Here is a 22,609-nt window from a genome sequence, read left to right as displayed (position 1 = left end):
AGTGATTGATTAGATGCTAATCATTTGGCTTTTAGGTTTCTTTGCAAATAAAGCCAATCTCTTGACCAATTAGGACACACTTGTAGATGGCTGAGTATGGACACACGACCATTGCAACTTGGGTATTACCTATTATTGAGGCCCTAAAACCATTCTGTTCTACCCAAGAAATTTTGCAGCGTGCAGAAATTGACCCTAAATGCATAGTGGATGCGAACCAGAGAATTCCTTTAGAGAATATGAAAAAACTATGGGGGCTCGCTGAATCTATATCAGGTGATGATTGTATCGGCCTGCAAGTTACTAAGTATGTTAATCATACAAACCTTCACGCTCTAAGCTATGCCCACTTGGCCAGTAGCTCCATCAGGGAGAGCTTACTAAGATCTGCTCGATTCTCAGAGGTGGTTACCACCGCTATGCGAATCAATGTTCATGATGAACAGCAGCAAGTAATAGTCTCCTGGGAAAAAGTTGACAACTTTTCATATGATCCAAGTATTCATGCTATAGATGCCTTTATGGCCCTGCTAATAAAGTCCATAAGAAAGATATGCCCCGATGTGCATCATCATTTGATTTCAATTAATCTGGAAAGGCCCAGACCTGCTACCCTTGAGCGGCATCAATTGATGTATAAGTGCCCAATTAACTTTTCGTCAGACATTTGTGAGATTAGGTTTAAACAAGAGTTTGTTGATCGAAAGCTCTCTTCGGGGAACGATGAGCTGGTCAGGGTCAACGAGCAAGCCCTAATTGGTTACTTGGAGCGTTTGCAGAAGAATGACATAGTTAGCATGACCAGTAGAGTGCTTGTTGATCTGATGGCTACAGGTAATTTTTCACAAGAGGTCGTGGCCAAGGAGCTTGGTATTAGTTGCCGTGGTTTGCATAGAAAACTAAAAGAAAGAGGTTCCAGTTATCAAACTGTGCTAGATGAAATACGCCAGTATCAGGCTGTGCAGTACCTTAAGCAAAACGATACTCCGATCACGTCAATCGCCTACAAACTGGGATTCGGTGATACCAGTAGTTTTTCCAGAAGCTTTAAAAAATGGACTGGGCAATCTCCGCGAGAGTTTCGGACTAAGCATAGTAGAGATACCTCAACAGAAATCTGTATAGATTAAGAGCGACTTTATTTATCAATAAAGGATTCGATTTGTTTGCATTAATTACTCCTAGGGCTATTGGATATTACATACCACCCAGCTACATTTGGTTGGACTATTCTATAGTTATCGAGAGAAAAGAGGGGAAGTCTAGTCTTTAAAGGGGCTGATAAAGTACTTGAATTTCTCATTCGGTATCATCAAATGCCTCAAGCTCTTCCTTGCTTCGAACCCAAGACTTAACTCTGCCAACTGTAATCCCATTATCATCGTCAAACAGGATTTCAGTGCCTTCAGGATCAAGTTCATCATAGATGGGAATAAGACTGCTTAGTCCCTCAAAAATCCAGCGACCTCTACGCCCTTTATCATTTGTCCAGTCACTTTTGTCTTCGATGCCGGACTTCCCGTACTGAATGGCCTTCTGGTAAGCTTGCTCTCTATCATCAGCTCTTAGTATCACAACATTTGAGAATGCCCGGCAGCGCCGACGCATATTGTCGAGTTCCTCATCATCAAATTGAAACCTCTCTATAATTGTTGCGACCCACCAGCCGTAGGGGCTCTTATTTCTGTCAGGAATTCTCTGGTTACTCATTTTTACTGCCTTGTACTCACCGGTGATGGGGAAGCTAATAATCTCTTCTTATGCATTAATTCCCCCGCTTGCGGTCATGTAAAATAGAAATAAAGCTGCAGCGAAATATAGGGGGACACGAATAATACCTGCAACTCCGTTTGGGCCCCGCTCATTTTTATCTATGGCTGTCTTGAACTCATTTAGAATGAAATAGCAAAATGCGCAGCCAAGTAAAAAGGTACCTACCCGAGTATTGAAAATAGGCAGATTTAGCATCTCTGGGTTAACAAACCGAATAGCCAACAAACCAAGCATTGCCAGCAGGGTGGTGAGGATAATAAATTCATTACTGGTTTATTTTAATACTGCTACACCTTTTTTGGGTTGTTGTGTTTTGTTATAGGACACCTCGTCAGTTTGACTATGGTGTCCCTTGCAATGGAAGAGGTTTATATAAAAGATTCAGCCCCGAAGATTCCTTGCTTGTTTTTTTGGTAAGCAATCACTTCATTGTGATTTTAAGGGAGTCAATTATGTTTGTGATAAAAATGTCTGCATTTGGCTCAGACTCATAATCAACTTGAGTTAAAATAAGTAGCCCGGAATCTCTGGTGCTATATGTATAAATGAACCTTTTGATATCTGAGCCTTTGTACTTAGATGTCACGGCTTGTCCATTTAATATCTTGCCATCAGATAGTGTTACAGATGTTTCAGTAGATTCTATTTTGTAGCCGTACTCTCGTTCTTCCTTGGTTATTTCATTAACCATTAAATCTATAATACCGGTAGGGTCTAAGTTTAAATATTCTTGCACCATGACAGCGCTACCAAGTGGAGTAATCATGGCTGTCTGGAAAATGCCACTTCCTAAGTCAGTCTTTGAAGGTAAATACTGTCTTGGGTGTTCAAATGAGAAATTATCGGTTGTATATGTAAGTATTTCCTTTTGAGTCAGCTTTATTGGTATGTGCTTTTCTCCAACACTAATCTCTATTTCTTCATTCAAAGATATTTCATATGAGCTATCTCCAATTTTTAGCTCATAATTCGCCGCAGCAGATATCTGTGACATGGAGATAAGCAGGACTAGCGATAATATTTTATACACAACATATTCCTTTTTAATTAAGTCTGTCTCAAATGGGAGACTTAAAATTTATTTGGTGCTTGCTCAGGCTGCCATTATCCGGATTACTATTCCAAAATCAATGTAAAGCTATGACACAATAGCTCAGAGGGGTCGGCAAGGTGTTTTCTTAAGGTTATCGTGCCAATTGTAAAGCTCGTACTTGTTTTACTTTAGCTGAATGAAATCCCTGTAATTTATGCTATCACAACCGTTTATTGGTTGTTAGATGTCTGCGTGAAAAACAATCAAGCTGACCAAAAAACATGCTTTATATTCGTTCACATGAACATTATCCGCACCAATTAACGGTTTAGCTTGTCTACGGTGATAGTAAGGTGATCAAAATACAAGCACCTGAGAGTTGTTGGAAATGAGCCTCAAGAAATAAAATTCGAATTTACAAAGAGAGACTGCGTAGTTAACCGGTGATTTTATTTCTGATAATCAAGAGTATTCAGTGATGTTTATTATGAGCCTAGGGAGCCCCTAGAATCTATATAGAGCTTAGAATTTCATAGGACAACTTTAAAAGCAGTCGCTAACCTAAGTTACTCATATTCTAACATATAGGTCTATAGAGCAAAATGGTCAGTTCCGTTATTACTAGTTCCGCATGTCTCCCATCAATATATCGGTAGCCAAAAGCGAGGTAGATTTATGAGATTGATGGAGTAGGTTGCCCAGTCGCAATTGGTCAGAGGCCGGCGATCTGACTGAATATTCCATACCGCATTGAAGGCAACCGGCATTTGTGTAATCTGACTAATGGCTGCATTATCGGCTACGTAGGTGGTATGCCTGCGTGCCATTTATATAGGCAATCTAGAGAGCAGCTAATATGGTTGTGCTCATCTAAGTTTGATGTTGAAAAATTCTACTACAAACGGGTAGGTTGGCCCCCATTATTAGTACCCGGCGAAGGTCTTGGTTGCAGAAATTCGTTTATTTTGGCCGATAGAAGCCGCTAATACCGACTAATCTATTTATATGTTGCTACCCGACTGTAAGCTCAAATTTAATATAATACTTAAATTCAAGCGTATTGCCACTGGCATCTTTTATAAGAAACTTGCCTGACTCATCTTCAGTGCCTTCGTTTTTTATAAGGCTATTTGCTACAAACTCTATGTCATTTGATTTACAAACTTCTAATACGGACAGCCATTCCTCTTTACTTAGAATTGGTCCAAAATGGTCAATTTGGTAGGCCGGCATTTTGTCGGAAGCTTGATGAATTGTAATTTGATGACCGTAAAATAAAATGTCGAACCAGCTAGGATTGTCACGACCTATGGAGCAACCCAAAATGTCCAAATAAAAGCGCTTCGCTTCCTCTTTGTCGGGAACCACGAAAGAGAGATGAAATGGATTCAACATAAGTTTCACCTTGTTGTACGTAAATGTGGGTAAGTCTTAGGTATAACGTCGCTATAATCATACTTAAATGAGATAGTTTTTGGCACCTACGTAAAATTGATAGTACGCAGAGGTTAGGTTAATAGCTTGGTTATGGATTTTAAACATTAGTGTAAAAGTACTTTGCTTCCCATACCATGCCTTTTCCCATATAGAATTTGTGAGCTTGCTCTCGTTAGACACCAGAAGCAAGGCGAACCTGATGCAGCCTCAATTTCTAGATATTTTCCTGTATGTAGCCAGTCAGATATGCGATAACCTACTACGGCTTTTACGCCGTTATCGCCGAGCTAGGCCAGTTTATACCCGCTGTTGTGAATTAAAGATAAGATCCTTTTCAAGAAATTTTCTTTAGATATATGTGGCCTGAGTTGAGATAAAACCTAATAACAAGCGAGTATATCTTGATCTGCCTCAGCTATAGAAACATTCACTTGATCCGTGCGTGTAACACTATTACAACGTGCCGCTTTGAGCGCAGCCTCAGATGGCCTAGTGGATTTATTGTAAGCTGCCTCCTCAATTATCTGGCGCTCTTAACTATTTAGGCTGTCTCGAAAAATAAGTCCAATTTGTATTCTCACCTATGCTTAGTTGAGTGGCAGATTAGTGCTTTGATTCTTCCAAATGAGCTGATTTACAAGTTCAACCAGTTCCAAGATATGCACCTGATTCTAGACCAAATTAAGAATCATTACGGATAGGGAGCCACCCATTGCGGGCTCGTACGATTGGTGGGTGGTGTGGGGCCGGTAGCTAAAAACTACCGGCTACACGATTTATACCTATTTCTCATTACTTATTTTTAGTGTTTTTAACCAGCTAATTGCTGACGGGATACCTTCATCAATCATTGATTGATAGTGGCCGCCCCTGTTAGCTTGCTTGAAAGTAAGTTGAACATTCCTATTCCTAAGTGCTTTGATAAATTTTATATAACTGTTCTTTTGATCGGACATATGCTCGTCATCCTTAGCGACAAAGAGGAAAACAGGTACGCGATACATACCCAGATTTTTATGAGGTGACCTATCAATTAGAACTTTTTTAAATTCTGGGATTATCGGTGTAACTTGACTAGCTATATCGGCTAAATAACTCTCAAGGTCAATGATTGGTGCATAAGCGATAGCTCCTTTTATTTCTGGGATTTGCTGAGCCGCCATAAGTGAAACTGTCGCAGCTGAGCTATGACCTGCAATATAAACCTCATTAAGATCCAAATTGGGGTATTTACTTTTAGCTATACTTAATGCTTCCTTCGCATCATCCACACCGCCATTTCTTGAAACAAAGTTATTTATTGCCATAAATATATTCTGATCTGTTTCATCTGCCGGCCATGATCCGCTTAAATCAAAACTAATTACAGCAAAGCCCTCTTTTACATAAGGTGTATGTTCAGGGATGTCACCACTACTTAAGCTCATTCCGTGAAATAATCGTGTTCCCGCGGGTGGAACAAGTATCACAGGTAGAGATTTTTTACCATAATCAGCCGGAAGGTAAACCCAAATCTTCCCATTGGTCTTCGGATTGACTAGCTCTTTTCTTGATGTGTTTTCTAGTGGATCAGCAAAACATACACTTGAAATTATAGAAACTACAAGAAACAAGTACTTCAAAACATTACCTATTTAAATGATTGTATAAGGCCTTTATAACCGGCAGGCAAAGTGATGAAGCTATCTGCGACAATTTGCAAAGCAAATGCACAAAAGAAGCAGCGCTTTGACTGTCCAGCCACGAAGTGGCGCTGGTTGATAAGCTTGGTACGCCCAGCATAGGCTTGAACTAATGGGGTGAAAGTCCCCTGTAGGACATTCACCATTTAATGGGTCCCATTAAATGCTAACTACTAGCGAATAGCAACTGCAACACCATGAGTTCTTGTGGGGAGGAAGCCGCTAGCAAGACTACGAGATGACAAACAGAAGTATTCTATAAGGCTTAGCCTGGAGGCGGGGGATAAAGGACACCGAAGTCGGGTGATCTAGCGGGCAGAGTCAATGATACAGTTGTGTATATAAAGTTCTCGTTCTTATCTGGAGAGATCTGTTTAGCTTGCTGCTATGAAGCTGTCTGCGTGGCCGCTGACTCATAAGTAGGCCGAACTCATTAGCCGCCATCGCGGGGATAGAAAAAAGTGGTGGAACACGGCAGCGTCTCGGTCAGAAATTAACAGCGTGATTAAATAGAAATCAGCTGACGGCATAGTAGCCAAGTGCCAAGATTAATACCTTTAACAGAGTGAAGGCCTGAACCCAAACTCCACGAATTAAAAGACCAGATTTGCCTACCGATATGTTTCTAGTCAGATAAAGTTGAGGTTGGGCACTGTCATAGCGCTCAACTTAGATGAGTATCTGCTCGACGCTATCGTTGGGTAGAGATTCAGCGGATAGGGAACCAGTCATTGCGGACCGGCACAATGGGTAGCGTGGGGCAGGTAGCTAGAAACTACCGGCTACCCGATTTAACTGCGTGCCACAAAATATTTAAATATTATTTGTATCGTTTACGGTTTCTTCAAGCATCTCTGAAAATTCTTTGGGCTTGGCCCGATAAATCACATGATCACCATTAAATGTACGAATTGTCCATTTCCGCTCTACTGCCCGAAGCCAAGAAGGATCTTTAGCTCTATCAGCTTTTGACACCCCCTCAGGAATAAAAGCTACATAAGTGACATTGAGTTGTTTTGCCAGAGGATTCTTATACGATACAGGTTCCGTAAGTGTTTTTAATGGCTGCGTAACATCTCGTGGAAATTCGGAATTAACATCAATCCATGAGAAGTGAACTTGACCATTTACCACTTTATGTTCCGCAGGTATTGGCTGCCCCTCCATCATTGACATGCCATCCTCAGGTACTTTCGCGTCTAAAAATGTAACATGATGAATTCGCTCTGGAATACGATCGATAACTCCGGTGATTACCATTCCACCATAGCTATGACCTACAAGTACCACATTTTTCAATTTTTCAAAAATAATCAGGTTAACGATATCGTTGATATGTGTGGTTAAGTTAACATCAGGAGAGGAAAGATGATGCCTCTCACCTAACCCCGTTAGTGTTGGCCTGTAGACGGTATGACCTTTAGCGCTAAGGTGTTTACCAACCTCTTTCCAGTCCCATCCACCGCCTGTAGCACCATGTACCAAAACAAAGGTGTGATAATCTTTTTTTGTATCAACTTCTTCAGCAACAGTTTCAAATGTCGCAAATATTAAGAATATTACTAATGAGAATATAGTTTTCAATGAAATCCCTCTTTTTGTATTCTTGATTTTCCACTTGCAAGTAAAATTGCTAATAAAGCAGTTAACGCCTCAAGCTGCGGAGCGAAGCGTCCGATAGCCTTGACTTGGTACGCCCGCCCAGCATGGGCGTGAACTAATGGGGTGAAAGCTCCATATAGGAAGATCACCATTTAATGGGCTTCATTAAATGCTAACTACTAGCGAATGGCAACTGCAACACAGTGAGGTTTTGTGGGGAGGAGGCTGCCAGCAAAACTACGAGCTGACGAACGTTAACATCATATAAGGCTAAGCTTGATGGCGAGGTGGCCAAGGACACCGAAGCCATGTGACCTAACGTGTAGAGTAAATGATGTAGTTATGTAGTGGAATTTCCCATTCTTATCTGGGGAGATCTGTTTAGCTTGCCGCTATGAAGTTGTCAGTGTGGTCGCTGACTCATAAATAGGTTCAACCCGCTAGCCACCATCGCGGGGATAAAAGTGGTGGAACATAGAAGCGCCTCGGTCAGTAATGGCCAAGCTACTTGAACAGAAGTCAGGCGACGGCATAGTAGCATAACACCAAGATCAATATCTTGGATATGGTGAAGGCCTGAACTCAAAATCCACAAGTTAGAAAACAAGGTTAGTCCACCGATAGTCGGATAAAGTTCAGGTAACGTACTGCCATGAGATTCAGCCCAAATGAAGAGCTGCACGATAGTATCGTTGGGGTAGAGATTCAACGGATAAGGGGCGCCCTTTGTGGGCCTACACGATGAGTGGTGTGGAGGCCGGTAGCTAGAAACTACTTGGCTACCTGATTCATAGGCTTGCTACCAGTATAGCCACTGCAGTAGGCCCAAAAATAAGGCCTATGAAATAGCGCGCTATAGGGCTTACCTGTTGAGGCGTGACCAACCCCAATACAAGGCCAGCTACAATGCACCAAATATATGGGATGAAGCCCATAACGAAGCCTGCCATATGCATATTATTTTCTGGCGGGTTTAGGAAATAATGCTGGAACAAACCATAAAGCATGAATAAACAGAGTGGAGTGGCTGCTCCTAGAGCAGGAATGACTAAATCCCTCTGAGATCGAAACTGAATAGCAATAATTATAAGAGTAGCTAGAAGTCCGAACTCAAAACTACCAGCAAGTATTGTTAGTGTTGTGTCATTCATGCTTTAGAAACCTGCCCAATACACGGGTAACCAAAATAAAGCGAAGCGGCGTGTAGGCCGTCCAGCCTGTCATCTTTGCCGGGGGTACGTGCTGCTGTTTGTTATGCTTCTCTGTCCGCTTCACTCAATTTTTGCTCGATAGCCCTTAGGTCTAAGGTAGTACACTATCTTCTCTCTTATTCATAAGTTCCTAAGATGCATAACGTCCACTGCGCAGGCGAGCAAATTGTTGTGAGTTCAGTGTACGAAGGGTGCGCCTGTGTCGGCTTTTGTTACGTGTCTAGCAGCAACCGAGATCTACCCAAAGCTTGTACCATTCTTTAGGTAAAACGCCTCGATGTAACTGCTTAGCAATTTTTAATAGGGCACATTGATCAGACCTTGAACGATCGGTAGCTTCAGCCCAATCGGCTTGATCATCACTATGTGAGATTGCCTCATACCAGCGCTCCTTTGCCTCGTCCAGTTTTTTATTTATTAACTCTATTTCTGATTCACTTAAGGATGAAGCAAACTCCCTATTTTCAGTACTGGCTTCGTAAACAGCCCTGGCATTTGACTCTGCACTTCGAACTTTTTCGGCCAATTCATCTTTCGTGATACCGGTTATATCTAGTCCTGCTTTCGCGGCTTGTATCATGGCAGATAAAGAGGCCATTCCTTGAAAAATCAATATCCAATCTGCAGGCATGCTTAGTTTTCCTTATATATTATAAATATTTAAATGATTGACCGCATAACACTCGCATAAAGGGCAATTTGGTGTGAAGGTGTTTTTTTCGATTATTTTAACGCACAAAATGCTGGTGCGACAAATTGTCCGGCCCACACGTTTGTCTGGGACTTACTTTGATGTGCTTGGTACGCCCACGGAATAATGGGTGAAAGTTCCCGTAGGAGGATCACCGTTTAATGGGTTACATTAAATGCTAACTACTAGCGAATGGCAACTGCAACACCATGAGTTCTTGTGGGGAGGAAGCCGCTAGCAAGACTATGAGCTGACGAACAGAAACATCATATAAGGCTTAGCCTGGAGGGGAGGCGGCCAAGGACAGCGAAGTCGTGTGATCTAACGGGTAGAGTAAATGATGCAGTTGTTTAGTGAAAGTTTACGTTCTTATCTGGAGAGATCTGTTTAGCTTGCTGCTATGAAGCTGTCAGCGTGGCCGCTGACTCATAAGTAGGCCCAACCCGCTAGTCACCATTGCGAACTGGCACGATATGTGTGTGGGGGCCGGTAGCTAAAACTACCGGCTACCCTATTTATGCGCCTGTCCCTACCTAATCACAGCGACATCTATGTGGCTACCAAATAGTGCTTATTTACGATTAGCCCACGGAGATTTATTTTCAAAAGTTGAGATATACAGATCCTCGACTTTATCTCGTGCCCACCGGGTTTTGCGTAAAAACTTGAGCGAAGATTTAATTGATGGGTCGCTCTTAAAGCAATTGATATTAATCCTATCTGCCAAACCATCCCAGCCATAATGTTCCTGCAAACGTGTAACAACTTTCTCAAGAGTAATACCGTGTAGCGGATTATTTGGTTGATCTTTACTCATTTTTCAATTAATACTCTATGTTTAATGACGCATAATGCCGTGAACATGGGCTGATGAAGTTGGCACGTAATCGCAAATGAAATTAGGTGACAGGCTTGCCAGTCCTTTCCCTAAACTTATTATGTGTTTAAAGCCCTTTAATAATTATAATTGATATACTAATAAATGTGGATATAAGTAATATAGTGATACATTGTTTAAATCTTTGATTACTTCGTTTTGTTAACTTTTGAGTAAAGGTGGTATCTGTTTCGATAGCATCTTTTAATAGAATGTTTGAGCTAGATTGCAATAGTTCACCTATCTTTTCAGCTTCCTCTGAGCTCATTTCAGCCTTCGATGATATTTCAGATATCCTCTGGTGAATCGATGACAGCTCATTGTATTCAGCCTTGTTGATTTTACCTGACTGAAATAGCTCTTCCTGCTTTTCTCTCAGTGTAGTTACATCCACAATTCTTCCTTACACATAACGCCTTGCACCGGTGCCGCCGGAATGGAGCCGCTTTGTGCTAGCGTAGCGTACAGCACAAAGCGAACGGAGTATAGGTGGGGGGATGCAGCAACTTGTTAAAAGCTCACTGGCACCAGTAACCCAATATATGGTATTTGCTAGACTCTTCAGATTTTAAACGAATGCCGAGAGCTCTAAATCCAGGGCAGATAATAAGAGCATGATTGTTAGCACTACCATCACCTATTGGTTGTTTGGTATCGCCTTCTAGAATGTTGAGGGTGCATGACGAAGCAATACTTCGCCGCTTATTGAATTCTGACTGTGTGCTGTTTCCGACGTGAACGAAGCTATCTGTATTCCCTGATTCTAATAGAGATCTGACCGCTGTTGAAACTACCTGATATGATAAGGCACTAGAAGATAGAGCAGTCAAAATTAATGCTGCGATTATTTTCATAACTTTTAACGCCTTATACACAGGCGAGTGGAACGACGTGTAGCGAGTCCAGCCCGCATCCTTTGTGGGCGATTGTGCCACAATTTGTAAGTACTACTTAACAGCATTGATCTAAACTACTGTGACATTAGCAATGCGACCACCGCGCCACCAAGTCCCTTTTGTACCAATCTTAAGCCTTTTATGGTGATACTCACGGCGCTCTTCACTTAATATCCACATATTGGCAAAGCCTTCATTAGGAATATTACCTGGAGTAGTATCTCTTATGACTCTGCCATCTTCATCAAGAATCTCTGGCCAGATCATGTGTATACCTTCAACTTGCGGATCATCCCCGTCATATAGAAAATCCACTCTCATTCCTTGTCCCGGCTTGGCATTTTTATTCTCTTCAGATAAGTCTATCTTGTACCTGACTACAAAATCCGGCTTTCTTCCAGATCTTTCTTCGTAAGGTATATGTGCTTTCATATATTGTGCTAACACGAAGTTGTGAGGCGCCGTAGGCGTCCCTGGCAGTTTGCTGCCGAACGCCGAAGTTTTGTTATGCCCGCTGGTTTTATTACATGAATGTAGTTCGCACAGCGCTCACCGTTAAGGCTATTAATGGAATGTTTGATAGAGCAAATATTAAAAACCTGATTTCAATTTTGTTGAAAGTTGCTTGCACAATACTATGAATTACTCGAATACCGACATATGTCCATGCCAGAATAAAATTTATGCCATCTTCTGCGCCAAGGACTGCAAGCGATATTGCCAATGCATAGAAAATAGTTGGTTGCTCCATGAGATGATTATAATTATCAGCTTTCCAACGAACATGGGGAGGCAGGGTTGACATTTGCTCTCCGCGAGGAGCATTCGGATCAAGCTTTAATTTAGCTTTCTTCACAGCAGGTAATCGTGTCGCGTACATCCACAGCCACATAATCATAGACCAAGCTATCAAGGCAATTACAGGCTGAATTATTTGAGCACTTTCAATCATCCGTTGATTCCTTTTTATTAGTTACTGATGTTAGAGGGTTGAACGCGGGATAACGGCTACAAAAATGGGCTGTTGGAGCATCGCGTAGGCCATCCCGTGAAGGGCCAAAGTCCCGCAGTAATGTGTCTGTGATTGTTAAGCACTTATCTCATTGGCCTCCACCATACTATGGCGAGGAGCTATGTCCCACAATGCCGGTAATGCTCCAAGAACAAAGCCACAAAATAGCGTTTGAATTTGTACAGGCCAAAATGCAAGCTTCACTCCTACACCGTAAATTGCATATGAATTCAAGGTAACATCTAGCACCATAACTATGGCAGCGAAAATTAGGCCTGCTCTCAATTTAGCTATAAGTAAAACCACCACAAGGAGATCAATTACAGACAATGCAGTCCAGAACACATTAAAACCGAATGGCGCGAAGGTATATGGAAAAGGGCCACCATTTACGATATCTGCTACGTGATTAATGCATCCGATCATAAAGCATGCAGCAATTACACAAATATATATTTTTTTTAATCGTGGCACGATATTTCTCTGTATGCTTAACGTCCAGCAACCAACGGAAGCGATTGCTGTGGGTTGTTAGATATCACTGCTTTAAAGGATTTGGCTCTGTTGCTATGCACTGCCTTGATTCTTTTATTATGTATTGCTGATTCAAAAATATACAGTGTTCGCCATCCATCGCCACGCTATGCCTGCCATCCTTCTCACGATAAAGCACCATAATTGAAACGATATAGCCACCATCTGTTGCATAAGCATGAAACTCATAATCAATAGGTTGGTTTGTGCTGGTTAAATTCTTTACATAATATTCCTGAGCGACATCGAAGGCCAGGATTAGTTTATCTGACGGTGTATAGTCTTTATGTGGATACCACTTAGGGGGCTCAAATTCCTTGGCCATTGCTAGTGATAAAAATAAAACTATAAAAAGTGCGATTACTCTCATTAGATGCCTAACGACCGTATTAGGGGCGGACAAACCAGCGGTTTGTCCGCCCCTTGCCTATGTTTGTTAAACGATTTCTTCATACTCAATCACCGGTCCCTTTCCTTTGTAGTTCTTGGAGTGATAGGCGAATACAACTACAAATATTAGAGCGATAAACACGCAAATAGACTCTTTGGAAAGCTGCCAATAAGAACTGGCAGCGCCAAAGCATGTACCTAAAAGAATGAAGAACGAAAGCCTAACAATAAAAGGCAGGCCTTTCCTCGATGGTTCAGCCTTGGGAAAAACTAGCTTTTGCCTCTTATACTCCTTGCCGTTTTTACTTAGTGTGCATACAAACGGACCTTTCAATAAGCTTACTACGTTGAGATTTGTCGAATATTCATTTTCCCCAATAGAAAAGTTATTGGTTGAATCAGTTGATAGGTTTCTTTGAGAAGATACTAGCTCGCCATTTACAAATACTTTCTCAAGTCCAGAAAGAGCACTGAACCAAGCCTCAACTACGGCTCCGTCTTCTTCGAAGGTAAACGTATAACCCTTCGTGAAGCTAAATGCCTTTTTCTTACTCATATCTACGATTACCGTTTAACGCCTGGCGCAACGGCGAAGCACGAAGTGCTGAGTCCGGCACGCAAAGCGTGCGTATTGCCGCTGCTTGGTACGCCCAGCATGGGCGTGAACTAATGGGGTGAAAGTCCCCTGTAGGAAGATCACCGTTTAATGGGCTTCATTAGATGCTAACTACTAGCGAATGGCAACTGCAATACCGCGAGGTCTTGTGGGGAGGAAGCCGCGAGCAAAGCTACGAGCTGACGGATAGAAACATCATATAAGGCTTAGCCTGGAGGCGAGGTGGCCAAGGACACCGAAGCCATGTGATCTAACGGGTAGAGTAAATGATGCAGTTGTGTAGTGAAAGTTCACGTTCTTATCTGGGGAGATCTGTTTAACTTGCCGCTGTGAAGCTGTCAGCGTGGCCGCTGACTCATAAATAGGCCCAACTTGCTAGCCACCATCGCGGGGATAGAAAAAAAATGGTGGAACACAGCAGCGCTCCGCTCAGTAATGAGTAGGGTGATTAAACAGAAGTCAGCAGACGGCATAGTAGCCAAATGCCAAGATTAATACCTTGGACAGGGTGAAGGCCTGAACCTAAATCCACGAGTTGAAAGACAGGGCTAGCCTACTGATATGTTTCCAGTCGGTTAAAGTTGATGTAGCGCACTGCCATGACACTCAACTCAAATGAAGATCTGCTTGAAGCCATCCTCAGCAAAGAAAATCTTAATGCTGCATGGAAACACGTGCGAAGCAACAAAGGTGCCGCAGGCATTGACGGGATTACTGTCGATAATTTTGTGCAGCACTTCAAGGCAGTTGGCGACGACCTCATCGAGACCATTCGACAGGGTCATTACCAGCCGCTTCCCGTCAGGCGGGTCTACATTCGCAAGCCAGATGGTGGCCAGCGTGGTCTCGGGATACCTACGATCTTTGATCGTGTTATTCAGCAGGCTATCGCCCAAATCATCGGTCCCAGTTTCGATAAAACCTTTTCGGAGTTCAGCTATGGGTTCCGCCCAAAGCGATCGCAGCATCATGCGGTGAAAAAGCTGCGAAAGTATATTGAGGGAGGGAAACGAATAGCAGTGGATGTCGATTTATCTAAATTCTTCGACCGGGTAAATCATGATTTCCTCATGAGTTTACTTGGCGAAAGAGTCAGCGATAAGCGCTTACTTAAACTGATCGCAAGCTACTTGCGCGCAGGAAGTGTAGAAGAAGGATGTTGGAAAGCTTGTCACGAGGGAGTGCCACAAGGTGGTCCTTTATCGCCGCTGCTCTCCAATATTGTACTCGACCTGCTCGACAAAGAGCTGGAAAAACGCAGACACAATTTCGTCCGTTATGCGGACGATTTTGTGATTGTGGTTTCCTCTAAACGCGCGGGTGAACGGGTTATGGCGAGTATTAAACGCTTTGTTGAGCGCAAGCTTAAGCTCAAAGTTAACGATACTAAAAGCCAAATGGTTCCTGTCAGCCGTTGTAAGTTCCTAGGCTTCTCTTTTCGGGGGGCAAAGCTTGTCTGGCATGATAAGTCACTGTGCCAATTTAAATACCATGTCCGCCAGATTGCAGGACGATCCCGTGGTATTTCGATGGAAAAGAAACTGAAAGAACTTACCGTATACCTCCGTGGTTGGATCAACTATTTTGGGATAGCGCAAGGCTATCAAAAATGTATCGATCTTGACTGCTGGATACGACGAAGATTGAGAATGAGCTACTGGAAAAACTGGCGTAAAGTGAGAACGAAAGTCCGAAACTTACTGCGCATGGGTGTGAGTGAATCACTGGCTGTCACTTGTGGATCGTCCGGTAAAAGTTACTGGCGAAATGCAAAGACGGAAGGTATTCATATTACACTCAACAAAGAGCTTTTCCAAAAGATGGGATTGGTCTCGTTACGTGATCGCTGGGTAGAAATTCATTACGGATAGGGAACCGCCCATTGCGGACCCGCACGATGGGTCGTGTGGGGGCCGGTAGCTAGAAACTATCGGCTACCCGATTTAGCTGCATATTTTAATTTGTACTCTTCAGCAAGTTTTTCGGCTTTGCTGATATCAGAGCCTAAAATTTCTTTGAGTTGGGCAAGGTTTTTTAACGCTTGACCATCTCCAGCTTCGGCAGGCATTTTGATCCATGCATAAGCTTTAACATAATCAAGTTCAACGCCATGTCCTTGAGCAAACATAAGCCCGTACTCGTTCTGTGCTTGAATAACACCACTTTCAGCTGCACTCCCATACCATTGAGCCGCTTTTTCTTGGTTCGGCTCTACACCAAATCCTTTACGATAAAATTGACCAAGGTTGAAAATACTTTGCAAATCACCAAGTTCTGCTGCTTTTTCAGTGTACCTAAATGATGAATTTGGATCTTGCTCTACACCGTCACCCTGCATATACATAAGACCCAAATTAGCAATAGAAGGTAGATACCCTCCTTCAGCAGCTTGCTTGAAGAGCTTTACTGCAATCTCTAGGTCTTTTTCGACTCCTAACCCTTGGTAATACAAGCTTGCAGTTAAATGCTGACCAGCAGGGTCACCTTTTTCAGATTCAGTATTAAACATTACAAATGCTTCTTTGTATTTTCCTGCATGATAAAGCTCTATTCCTTCATCAAGACCCGCATATGTGTTCATTGAAATGATTAATCCTACTACTGAAATTATCTTCTTCATTTACTCGTACTTTTAGGTGTGGGAGTAGCTAACGCCTGGCGCAACGGCGAAGCACACAGTGCTGAGTCCGGCAGCCAAAGGCTGCGTATTGCCGCTATTTGTTAGGCGGTAAAATTCAGTCAAGGTACACATTTAATTTACTATGATGTTCATTTGCCTTATTTAAAACACAAATAAACCGTTCAATGCTTGGTTTTACTGGTTCAAACAAAGTGTCTTCATCCATTAGAGCTCTTAGCTCAAGGATAAACCGTTCTGTACTTCCTGGGTCTATATCTAGACATTGATCGTCTTCGATAAGAGCTATAGCAACTAGGTGGCTATATTTAGCTTCATTCGAAACACACAAATTTATTAACTGTTCATGAAGAACATCATCAATATGAATAGCGGCTCCACGTATGTCTGTGCCTTTAAGAGCTGAATCATAGTAAATCTCAATCGCCATTCTTGTCGCCTAACGAGGCTGTAGAAAAACAGTTTTAGAAAAAGCTGCCAATCCTCAGGCTCCTCTAATTAAAATTTCGGGCTAAATTTAGCTATACCACCAAATTTCTTTCATTGTATTAAATTTAGGCGTCTTGACGCCCTTAATTCATCCTCAATCAGTGAATACTGCCATATCTCATCAACTTTTCAATGTTATGTACCAAGCAGAACATCCGCCATTGTCCCTGAACCTTACTTTTTCCTCGTAGCGAGAAGCGATTTAATCGCTTGTTGGTACCGATGTTCCCAAACACAGGCTCAACAACAGACATTCGATGCCCATAAATGGTCTTGCCTTCGATACTATCAACCCGCTTTTTCATCCAGTCAGTGGCTGTCCGTCCGTTTGTCCAAGTTAGGGATACTTGCCTTCCATGTCCTTTTCGAGAGTCGGCAGAATCTGGATTTCGCATGCACTGATTTTTAAGGCTGCATTTCCTGCAGTCAGTAAGGCGCCCTTCGAACATTAGTTTTTTCTTACCTTCACTGACATGCTCTTCTTTTAACAAGAGCATGGTTTTTTCTGCTGGACAGATGCAGGTTTTCTTTTTCTTGTTGAATGTAAATTCACTAGCAGGGATAGTCTGCTGGACATTAGCCCCACCTTTTTGTTTGCGCTTGCCATGCTTGGTTTTTTGCTTAGCAAAAGCTTTATCACGCGAACGGAATTTATTGTCAGGTATGTAGGCATTGATGCCGTTCTCTCGCAGGTAGCTGTAGTTAGCGTCGTTAGAGAACCCAGTATCAGCAGTAATGATGACCTGTTTGGCCAAGATGTCTTCATCTATTCCTATATGCTGATAATGGCAACTGATGCCATCGAGAATAGGCTTCAGTGTATGATGTTCTTGCCCCTCACCAAAGGCCTGTGCTTCAACGACTATCTGATGCTTCCTATCAACTGCGGCAACACCGTTATAGCCCTGGATGGTTCCCTTGCTGGTAGTCATCTTGGCTGATTCATTGTCCGTGATATTACTTTTTACCTCTTTAGGGTTTTTACCTTGCCCCATTCTGGGAGAGTGATTCTTTAAGAACTGATCAATTTTATCAAAGTGTTTCTGCAGAGTATCAGCCGCTTTAGCTACTGCTTGCTTTCGTTCTTTTTCTTTAGGTTTCCTGCCATCAAGCCTCTTATGCTCTTTGAGGCAATGTTTGATCTTCTTGCGAATTTTTTCCTGCTTCTGTTCTAGCTCTTTAAAAGTCCCCGAATGTTCTTTGCTGGCATTGGATGGCATCTTGCACCCATCTATTGCAAAAAGTTCGTTGCCAAGCAGCCCCTGCTGATCGCAGACCAGTAACACTTGCTCAAACACCGACTCAATCGCATCAGGATAACTGCTTACAAAACTTGCAATACTAGTAAAATGCGGAACGGTATCGCATGACAGTGCTTTGAAGAGGATATTTTTCTCACATTGCCATTGAATTTCACGGCTTGAGGTAATGCCTTTTGAGTAAGCAAACAATATGATTTTCAGGAGGATAGCTGGATCATAAGCTGTTCGTCCGCCGCTATCATTTTGATATTTTTTATGGAAGACAGAGAGGTCGATATGGTCATCAATCAAATGATGAAGTGTAAACTCAAAGGTTTCAGGTTGTAGTTGTTCTTCGAAATTGATGACGACCATTGCATCTTGGTTGTAATCGTAACGTTTGAAATTGGGCATATGGATAATCTCGACATCAAGACCTCCATTTTAACAAAAAAGCTACCTTCTAAGAGTTTTTCTACGGCCTGAACGCCTGGCTCAGCCGCCGCAAAAATGGCGGTTGTTTTGCCGGATTTTTGGCAAAACAAGTGACGGTTTTTGCGGTCGGTTGCAGCCACTTGGTACGCCCAGCATGGGCGTGAACTAATGGGGTGAAAGTCCCCTGTAGAAAGATCACCGTTTAATGGACTTCATTAAATGCCAACTACTAGCGAATGGCAACTGCAATACCGTGAGGTCTTGTGGGGAGGAAGCCGCTAGCAAAACTACGAGCTGACGAACAGAAACATCATATAAGGCTTAGCCTGGAGGCGAGGTAGCCAAGGATACCAAAGCCATGTGGTCTAACGGGTAGAGTAAATGATGCAGTTGTGTAGTGAAAGTTCACGTTCTTATCTGGGGAGATCTGTTTAGCTTGCTGCTGTGAAGCTGTCAGCGTGGCCGCTGACTCATAAGTAGGCCCAGCCCGCTAGCCACCATCGTGGGGTAGACAAAAATGGTGGGACACAGCGGCGCCTTGGTCAGTAATGATCGAGGTGATTAAACAGAAGTCAGCCGACGGCATAGTAGCCAAATGCCAAGATTAATACCTTGGACAGGGTGAAGGCCTGAACCCAAAATCCACGAGTTAAAAGACAGGGCTAGCCTACCGATATGTTGCCAGCCGGATATAAAATTGACGTAGCGCACTGCCATGACACTCAACTCAAATGAAAATCTACTCGACGCTATCCTCAGCAAAGAAAACCTCAATGCTGCATGGAAGCACGTTCGAGCCAATAAAGGTGCCGCAGGTATCGATGGGATTTCCGTTGATTATTTTGTGCAGCACTTCAAGGCAGTTGGGGATGAAATTATCGAAGCCATTCGGCAAGGTCATTACCAGCCGCTGCCTGTTAGACGCATCTACATTCGCAAGTCAGACGGTGGTCAGCGAGGTCTAGGGATACCTACGATTTTTGATCGTGTTATTCAGCAAGCAATCGCGCAAATCATCAACCCTATTTTCGATGTGACTTTTTCAGAGTTTAGCTATGGCTTCCGGCCAAAGCGATCACAGCATCACGCGGTGAAAAAGCTACAAAAGTATATCGAGGGTGGCAAGCGAATAGCGGTGGATGTCGATCTATCCAAGTTCTTCGATCGAGTGAATCATGACTTTCTCATGAGCTTACTCGGCCAAAGAATTAACGATAAGCGTTTACTCAAACTGATCGCAAGCTACTTGCGCGTAGGCTGGGTAGAAGATGGATGTTGGCAAGCGTGTTATGAGGGGGTGCCGCAAGGTGGCCCTTTATCGCCGCTGCTGTCCAATATTGTACTCGATCTGCTCGACAAAGAGCTGGAAAAACGCCAACACCTTTTTGTCCGCTATGCGGATGATTTTGTGATTGTTGTTTCCTCTAAGCGTTCCGGCGAACGGGTTATGGCTAGCATCAAACGCTTTGTTGAGCGCAAGCTTAAACTCAAAGTTAACGATGCAAAAAGCCAAGTAGTCCCGGTTAGTCGTTGTAAGTTTCTGGGTTTTTCTTTCCGTGGAGCAAAGCTTGTCTGGCATGATAAGTCACTGCGCCAATTTAAATACTGCGTCCGCCAGATTACAGGGCGATCTCGTGGTATTTCGATGGAAAAGAAACTGAAAGAACTTACCGTATACCTCCGTGGTTGGATCAACTATTTTAGGATAGCGCAAGGCTATCAAAAATGTATCGATCTTGACTGCTGGATACGACGGCGATTAAGAATGAGCTATTGGAAGAATTGGCGCAGAGTGAGAACGAAAGTTCGAAATTTACTGCGTATGGGTGTGAGTGAGTCGCTGGCAGTTACCTGCGGCTCGTCCGGTAAAAGTTACTGGCGAAGCGCAAAAACTGAGGGTATTCATATTGCGCTCAATAATGAGTTCTTCGAAGAGATGGGTTTGATTTCATTACGAGATCGTTGGGTAGAGATTCATTACGGATAGGGAACCGCCCATTGCGGACCCGCACGATGGGTGGTGTGGGGGCCGGTAGCTAGAAACTACCGGCTACCCGATTTAAGCCTTTTTTATTGCGGGGCCATAATCTAAGCCAAATAACAATTTTGCAGTAGCCTTAGAAAATGAGCCACCATAGTAAAGTTGTTCATTTGGATCTGTAAATATGTATAGATTGCTCTGAGAATCCACCAGAACCATAATATGCTGATGGTGAGCACTTGCAATAGCTACTAGGTGGCCAACTTTACCTTCCCATTCTTCACACATGCCATCAGCTTCGTAACGAGGCCTTGTATAGAATTCGATATCACTCGCTGCACACTCTCTACCTGGCCCAGTTTCTCCGACAGATAATCCTCCATACTCTTTGAGGATTTTCACTGCGGCTGAGTGTGACCCCGTATCGATATCACGTAGGTCCTCTAATTCGATATCTCTACCTTCATACCAACCAGCATCTACAAATAGCTTATTTAGATATTCATCCGTATTCATCTCGATCTCAATAGAGGCTTAACGCCCGCCGCACAGGCGAGCAACTTGTTGCGAGTCCAGCGCACGAAGTGCGCGCTTGTGCCGGCTCTTGTTAGAGAGCGAGCGCACTACCGGCACTGACATGAAACGGTTCCCCAACAACCTCAACTGCTTCTGGAACAGGCAAGTTGTTACCACAACAGTCTATTTCAATGTACTCAACCATTCCTGATTTTCCTGAGAATATTAGGATCTCTAACGTTTTACCGGCTTCTGCAAGATTAAAGTGTGCTTCAAAAATTACACCATATTTACCTGGAACTGCAATTGCTTTGGTGAAAGCCGGGACCAGGACCTTGAAACTATTACAACCGCACTGACAGAACTCAGAAAACACGGCTTTATCGAGGTGATTCTTTAGCGCTGGTGCATCAGGGAACTGACATCTCTCTAAAATAAAGTTAATCCAATCCCGCGCCCTATGTTCGTTATTCATTGGTTCTCTAACGCCGCAAGCAAAGGCGCGCGTTAGCGCGTCCAGCCCGCAGGGCGATTTTGCCTTGCTTTGTTATGTGTTTTGCACGAGATAGTACAAATTGCCATATTCTCTCGGATCCGCTTTCTTTATTTCTTTGGCTTCAATAGCCTCTTGAAACCATTGTTTAATATTACTTTCTTTTACATTGGGATATTGCTTGCTACGAGTACGAACGAAGCCACATAGTCTCCACTCATCGAAACCATCAATACGACCATTGGCTCCATAGTCGAAGTCAACAATGTCTTTTTTACTGATATGAACTTTACAGCCAATACCGTGGAAAAAGTACTTATGCTTCCCTCCAAGCATGCCAACCTGCTCAATAGGCGGCCCCCAATTATGAGGTTCATCAATCTCAAGATACCTCTTAAGTAGCTCATTGGCCTCTTCAACTTTTTCTTTGAAGTCGGAGATGATTTTTAGAAGTTCAGTATTCATGATTTACACATAACGAAAATAGATATGCGGAACCGTTAAGAAAGTTGGCAGTGCCTTTGCGCAAGCAAAGGGAATGACAACTTTTAGGTTTCCGCATAATCGGGTTGTTATTTGTTGCTCGTGGCACTGTGTACAAATTCACTACAAATATCTTTCTTTTGTTTTCTACCACGATTCGGAGAGAGAAACTAGCAGCACTAGGTTCGCGGCCTTGCTTCGAAGCGGCTGCGCCGTCCGCATTAACTTCGTTATGCGAGCGTCGCTGAAGCTTCGAAGCTTACATGAAGGTCGAACCGTTGACTATGGGCTTTCCCGCCAATACTGTTTTTTTATACAGCAAACTAATAATTACCTGCTATCCTTTATTGAACCCCCGCAAAACTGGAGCGAGTGACCAATAACAGCTATATAGTAATCATTATGATCACTATTATCCTGATTACTATCTTGGAATCAATCTTACGCCTTGGCTAAAAAATGTTATTCAAATCAAAAGATTGCTTGCTTTTATGTCAGTCGTACCAAATATAAAAATGATCACTTTGACTACTATCCCCAAAAAAGACTACCTTTGTAACTCTTTGTATTTCATAAAAT

At 42.9% G+C, this 22,609-nt stretch carries 23 protein-coding genes; 3 read left to right on the top strand and 20 right to left on the bottom strand.

What is annotated here, in order from left to right; all coding sequences use genetic code 11:
- Positions 1-86: 86 nt before the first annotated feature.
- Positions 87-1,130 carry an AraC family transcriptional regulator gene (locus tag ACJJI5_RS17860; protein WP_445354811.1) on the top strand — a complete coding sequence of 348 codons (1,044 nt, stop codon included), beginning with the start codon at positions 87-89 and terminating at the stop codon, positions 1,128-1,130.
- 169 nt (positions 1,131-1,299) lie between these two features.
- Here the strand turns inward: ACJJI5_RS17860 and ACJJI5_RS17855 are convergent, their stop codons facing one another.
- From ACJJI5_RS17855 to ACJJI5_RS17790, 14 genes are all read right to left on the bottom strand, one after another.
- Entirely contained in the window at positions 1,300-1,710 is a 411-nt protein-coding gene (locus tag ACJJI5_RS17855) for a DUF4288 domain-containing protein (RefSeq protein ID WP_282931751.1), read from the bottom strand.
- Between the two features lie 484 nt (positions 1,711-2,194).
- Positions 2,195-2,803, bottom strand: a complete 609-nt coding sequence (locus tag ACJJI5_RS17850; RefSeq protein WP_445354810.1) for a hypothetical protein — start codon at positions 2,801-2,803, stop codon at positions 2,195-2,197.
- A gap of 1,014 nt (positions 2,804-3,817) precedes the next feature.
- Positions 3,818-4,201, bottom strand: a complete 384-nt coding sequence (locus ACJJI5_RS17845) for a hypothetical protein (protein ID WP_445354809.1) — start codon at positions 4,199-4,201, stop codon at positions 3,818-3,820.
- Between the two features lie 824 nt (positions 4,202-5,025).
- Complete coding sequence (locus ACJJI5_RS17840) at positions 5,026-5,865, bottom strand: alpha/beta hydrolase family protein (protein ID WP_445354808.1); 840 nt, start codon at positions 5,863-5,865, stop codon at positions 5,026-5,028.
- Positions 5,866-6,738: 873 nt separating this feature from the next.
- Positions 6,739-7,509 (bottom strand): alpha/beta hydrolase, encoded by a 771-nt coding sequence (locus ACJJI5_RS17835; protein WP_445354807.1) that lies wholly within the window; start codon positions 7,507-7,509, stop codon positions 6,739-6,741.
- Between the two features lie 1,449 nt (positions 7,510-8,958).
- A complete protein-coding gene (locus ACJJI5_RS17830; protein WP_445354806.1) occupies positions 8,959-9,369 on the bottom strand; it encodes a hypothetical protein in 411 nt (136 codons plus the stop codon).
- Between the two features lie 631 nt (positions 9,370-10,000).
- Positions 10,001-10,246 (bottom strand): VF530 family protein, encoded by a 246-nt coding sequence (locus ACJJI5_RS17825; protein ID WP_445354805.1) that lies wholly within the window; start codon positions 10,244-10,246, stop codon positions 10,001-10,003.
- Between the two features lie 127 nt (positions 10,247-10,373).
- Entirely contained in the window at positions 10,374-10,700 is a 327-nt protein-coding gene (locus ACJJI5_RS17820; RefSeq protein WP_445354804.1) for a hypothetical protein, read from the bottom strand.
- 124 nt (positions 10,701-10,824) lie between these two features.
- On the bottom strand, positions 10,825-11,160 hold the full coding sequence (locus ACJJI5_RS17815; RefSeq protein ID WP_445354803.1) for a hypothetical protein: 336 nt from the start codon (positions 11,158-11,160) through the stop codon (positions 10,825-10,827).
- 111 nt (positions 11,161-11,271) lie between these two features.
- The gene (locus tag ACJJI5_RS17810; RefSeq protein WP_445354802.1) at positions 11,272-11,634 is read right to left on the bottom strand and encodes a hypothetical protein; all 363 of its coding nucleotides are present in this window, start codon (positions 11,632-11,634) and stop codon (positions 11,272-11,274) included.
- A gap of 91 nt (positions 11,635-11,725) precedes the next feature.
- On the bottom strand, positions 11,726-12,154 hold the full coding sequence (locus ACJJI5_RS17805) for an MAPEG family protein (RefSeq protein WP_445354801.1): 429 nt from the start codon (positions 12,152-12,154) through the stop codon (positions 11,726-11,728).
- A gap of 135 nt (positions 12,155-12,289) precedes the next feature.
- The gene (locus tag ACJJI5_RS17800; RefSeq protein ID WP_445354800.1) at positions 12,290-12,688 is read right to left on the bottom strand and encodes a hypothetical protein; all 399 of its coding nucleotides are present in this window, start codon (positions 12,686-12,688) and stop codon (positions 12,290-12,292) included.
- A gap of 64 nt (positions 12,689-12,752) precedes the next feature.
- Positions 12,753-13,118: a hypothetical protein gene (locus tag ACJJI5_RS17795; RefSeq protein WP_445354799.1), complete on the bottom strand. Its 366-nt coding sequence runs from the start codon at positions 13,116-13,118 to the stop codon at positions 12,753-12,755.
- Between the two features lie 66 nt (positions 13,119-13,184).
- Positions 13,185-13,694: a hypothetical protein gene (locus tag ACJJI5_RS17790; RefSeq protein WP_444957082.1), complete on the bottom strand. Its 510-nt coding sequence runs from the start codon at positions 13,692-13,694 to the stop codon at positions 13,185-13,187.
- A 659-nt stretch (positions 13,695-14,353) separates the two neighbouring features.
- On the opposite strand from ACJJI5_RS17790, the gene ltrA (ACJJI5_RS17785) reads away from it, so the two are divergent.
- Positions 14,354-15,625 carry a group II intron reverse transcriptase/maturase gene (gene ltrA / locus ACJJI5_RS17785; RefSeq protein ID WP_445354798.1) on the top strand — a complete coding sequence of 424 codons (1,272 nt, stop codon included), beginning with the start codon at positions 14,354-14,356 and terminating at the stop codon, positions 15,623-15,625.
- A gap of 56 nt (positions 15,626-15,681) precedes the next feature.
- On the opposite strand, the gene ACJJI5_RS17780 is transcribed toward ltrA (ACJJI5_RS17785), so the two are convergent.
- The 3 genes from ACJJI5_RS17780 to ACJJI5_RS17770 all read right to left on the bottom strand — a co-directional run bounded on the left by ACJJI5_RS17780 (position 15,682) and on the right by ACJJI5_RS17770 (position 18,536).
- The gene (locus ACJJI5_RS17780) at positions 15,682-16,374 is read right to left on the bottom strand and encodes a tetratricopeptide repeat protein (RefSeq protein WP_445354797.1); all 693 of its coding nucleotides are present in this window, start codon (positions 16,372-16,374) and stop codon (positions 15,682-15,684) included.
- A 115-nt stretch (positions 16,375-16,489) separates the two neighbouring features.
- Positions 16,490-16,822 (bottom strand): hypothetical protein, encoded by a 333-nt coding sequence (locus tag ACJJI5_RS17775; RefSeq protein WP_445354796.1) that lies wholly within the window; start codon positions 16,820-16,822, stop codon positions 16,490-16,492.
- A gap of 157 nt (positions 16,823-16,979) precedes the next feature.
- Positions 16,980-18,536, bottom strand: coding sequence for a transposase (locus ACJJI5_RS17770; protein ID WP_445354760.1), 1,557 nt, complete (start codon positions 18,534-18,536; stop codon positions 16,980-16,982).
- A 736-nt stretch (positions 18,537-19,272) separates the two neighbouring features.
- On the opposite strand from ACJJI5_RS17770, the gene ltrA (ACJJI5_RS17765) reads away from it, so the two are divergent.
- Entirely contained in the window at positions 19,273-20,544 is a 1,272-nt protein-coding gene (ltrA, locus tag ACJJI5_RS17765; protein ID WP_445354795.1) for a group II intron reverse transcriptase/maturase, read from the top strand.
- Positions 20,545-20,616: 72 nt separating this feature from the next.
- Here the strand turns inward: ltrA (ACJJI5_RS17765) and ACJJI5_RS17760 are convergent, their stop codons facing one another.
- The 3 genes from ACJJI5_RS17760 to ACJJI5_RS17750 all read right to left on the bottom strand — a co-directional run bounded on the left by ACJJI5_RS17760 (position 20,617) and on the right by ACJJI5_RS17750 (position 22,012).
- Positions 20,617-21,054, bottom strand: coding sequence for an SUKH-3 domain-containing protein (locus ACJJI5_RS17760; RefSeq protein WP_445354794.1), 438 nt, complete (start codon positions 21,052-21,054; stop codon positions 20,617-20,619).
- Positions 21,055-21,145: 91 nt separating this feature from the next.
- Positions 21,146-21,529: a hypothetical protein gene (locus ACJJI5_RS17755; RefSeq protein WP_413662942.1), complete on the bottom strand. Its 384-nt coding sequence runs from the start codon at positions 21,527-21,529 to the stop codon at positions 21,146-21,148.
- 72 nt (positions 21,530-21,601) lie between these two features.
- Positions 21,602-22,012 (bottom strand): DUF6896 domain-containing protein, encoded by a 411-nt coding sequence (locus ACJJI5_RS17750; protein WP_445354793.1) that lies wholly within the window; start codon positions 22,010-22,012, stop codon positions 21,602-21,604.
- Between the last annotated feature and the right edge of the window lie 597 nt (positions 22,013-22,609).

The organism is Microbulbifer maximicatervae (SeqCode) (genome assembly GCF_052467955.1).
Note: the sequence above shows the minus strand (reverse complement) of the source record. Positions and strands in the feature narration are given on the sequence as shown.

Bases quoted from the DNA above. Each gene is read 5' to 3' on its own strand.
- ACJJI5_RS17860 (WP_445354811.1), top strand. From the start codon at position 87: ATGGCTGAGTATGGACACACGACCATTGCAACTTGGGTATTACCTATT.
- ACJJI5_RS17855 (WP_282931751.1), bottom strand. From the start codon at position 1,710: ATGAGTAACCAGAGAATTCCTGACAGAAATAAGAGCCCCTACGGCTGG.
- ACJJI5_RS17845 (WP_445354809.1), bottom strand. From the start codon at position 4,201: ATGTTGAATCCATTTCATCTCTCTTTCGTGGTTCCCGACAAAGAGGAA.
- ACJJI5_RS17830 (WP_445354806.1), bottom strand. From the start codon at position 9,369: ATGCCTGCAGATTGGATATTGATTTTTCAAGGAATGGCCTCTTTATCT.
- ACJJI5_RS17825 (WP_445354805.1), bottom strand. From the start codon at position 10,246: ATGAGTAAAGATCAACCAAATAATCCGCTACACGGTATTACTCTTGAG.
- ACJJI5_RS17815 (WP_445354803.1), bottom strand. From the start codon at position 11,160: ATGAAAATAATCGCAGCATTAATTTTGACTGCTCTATCTTCTAGTGCC.
- ACJJI5_RS17810 (WP_445354802.1), bottom strand. From the start codon at position 11,634: ATGAAAGCACATATACCTTACGAAGAAAGATCTGGAAGAAAGCCGGAT.
- ACJJI5_RS17805 (WP_445354801.1), bottom strand. From the start codon at position 12,154: ATGATTGAAAGTGCTCAAATAATTCAGCCTGTAATTGCCTTGATAGCT.
- ACJJI5_RS17795 (WP_445354799.1), bottom strand. From the start codon at position 13,118: ATGAGAGTAATCGCACTTTTTATAGTTTTATTTTTATCACTAGCAATG.
- ACJJI5_RS17790 (WP_444957082.1), bottom strand. From the start codon at position 13,694: ATGAGTAAGAAAAAGGCATTTAGCTTCACGAAGGGTTATACGTTTACC.
- ltrA (WP_445354798.1), top strand. From the start codon at position 14,354: ATGACACTCAACTCAAATGAAGATCTGCTTGAAGCCATCCTCAGCAAA.
- ACJJI5_RS17780 (WP_445354797.1), bottom strand. From the start codon at position 16,374: ATGAAGAAGATAATTTCAGTAGTAGGATTAATCATTTCAATGAACACA.
- ACJJI5_RS17775 (WP_445354796.1), bottom strand. From the start codon at position 16,822: ATGGCGATTGAGATTTACTATGATTCAGCTCTTAAAGGCACAGACATA.
- ACJJI5_RS17770 (WP_445354760.1), bottom strand. From the start codon at position 18,536: ATGCCCAATTTCAAACGTTACGATTACAACCAAGATGCAATGGTCGTC.
- ltrA (WP_445354795.1), top strand. From the start codon at position 19,273: ATGACACTCAACTCAAATGAAAATCTACTCGACGCTATCCTCAGCAAA.
- ACJJI5_RS17760 (WP_445354794.1), bottom strand. From the start codon at position 21,054: ATGAATACGGATGAATATCTAAATAAGCTATTTGTAGATGCTGGTTGG.
- ACJJI5_RS17755 (WP_413662942.1), bottom strand. From the start codon at position 21,529: ATGAATAACGAACATAGGGCGCGGGATTGGATTAACTTTATTTTAGAG.
- ACJJI5_RS17750 (WP_445354793.1), bottom strand. From the start codon at position 22,012: ATGAATACTGAACTTCTAAAAATCATCTCCGACTTCAAAGAAAAAGTT.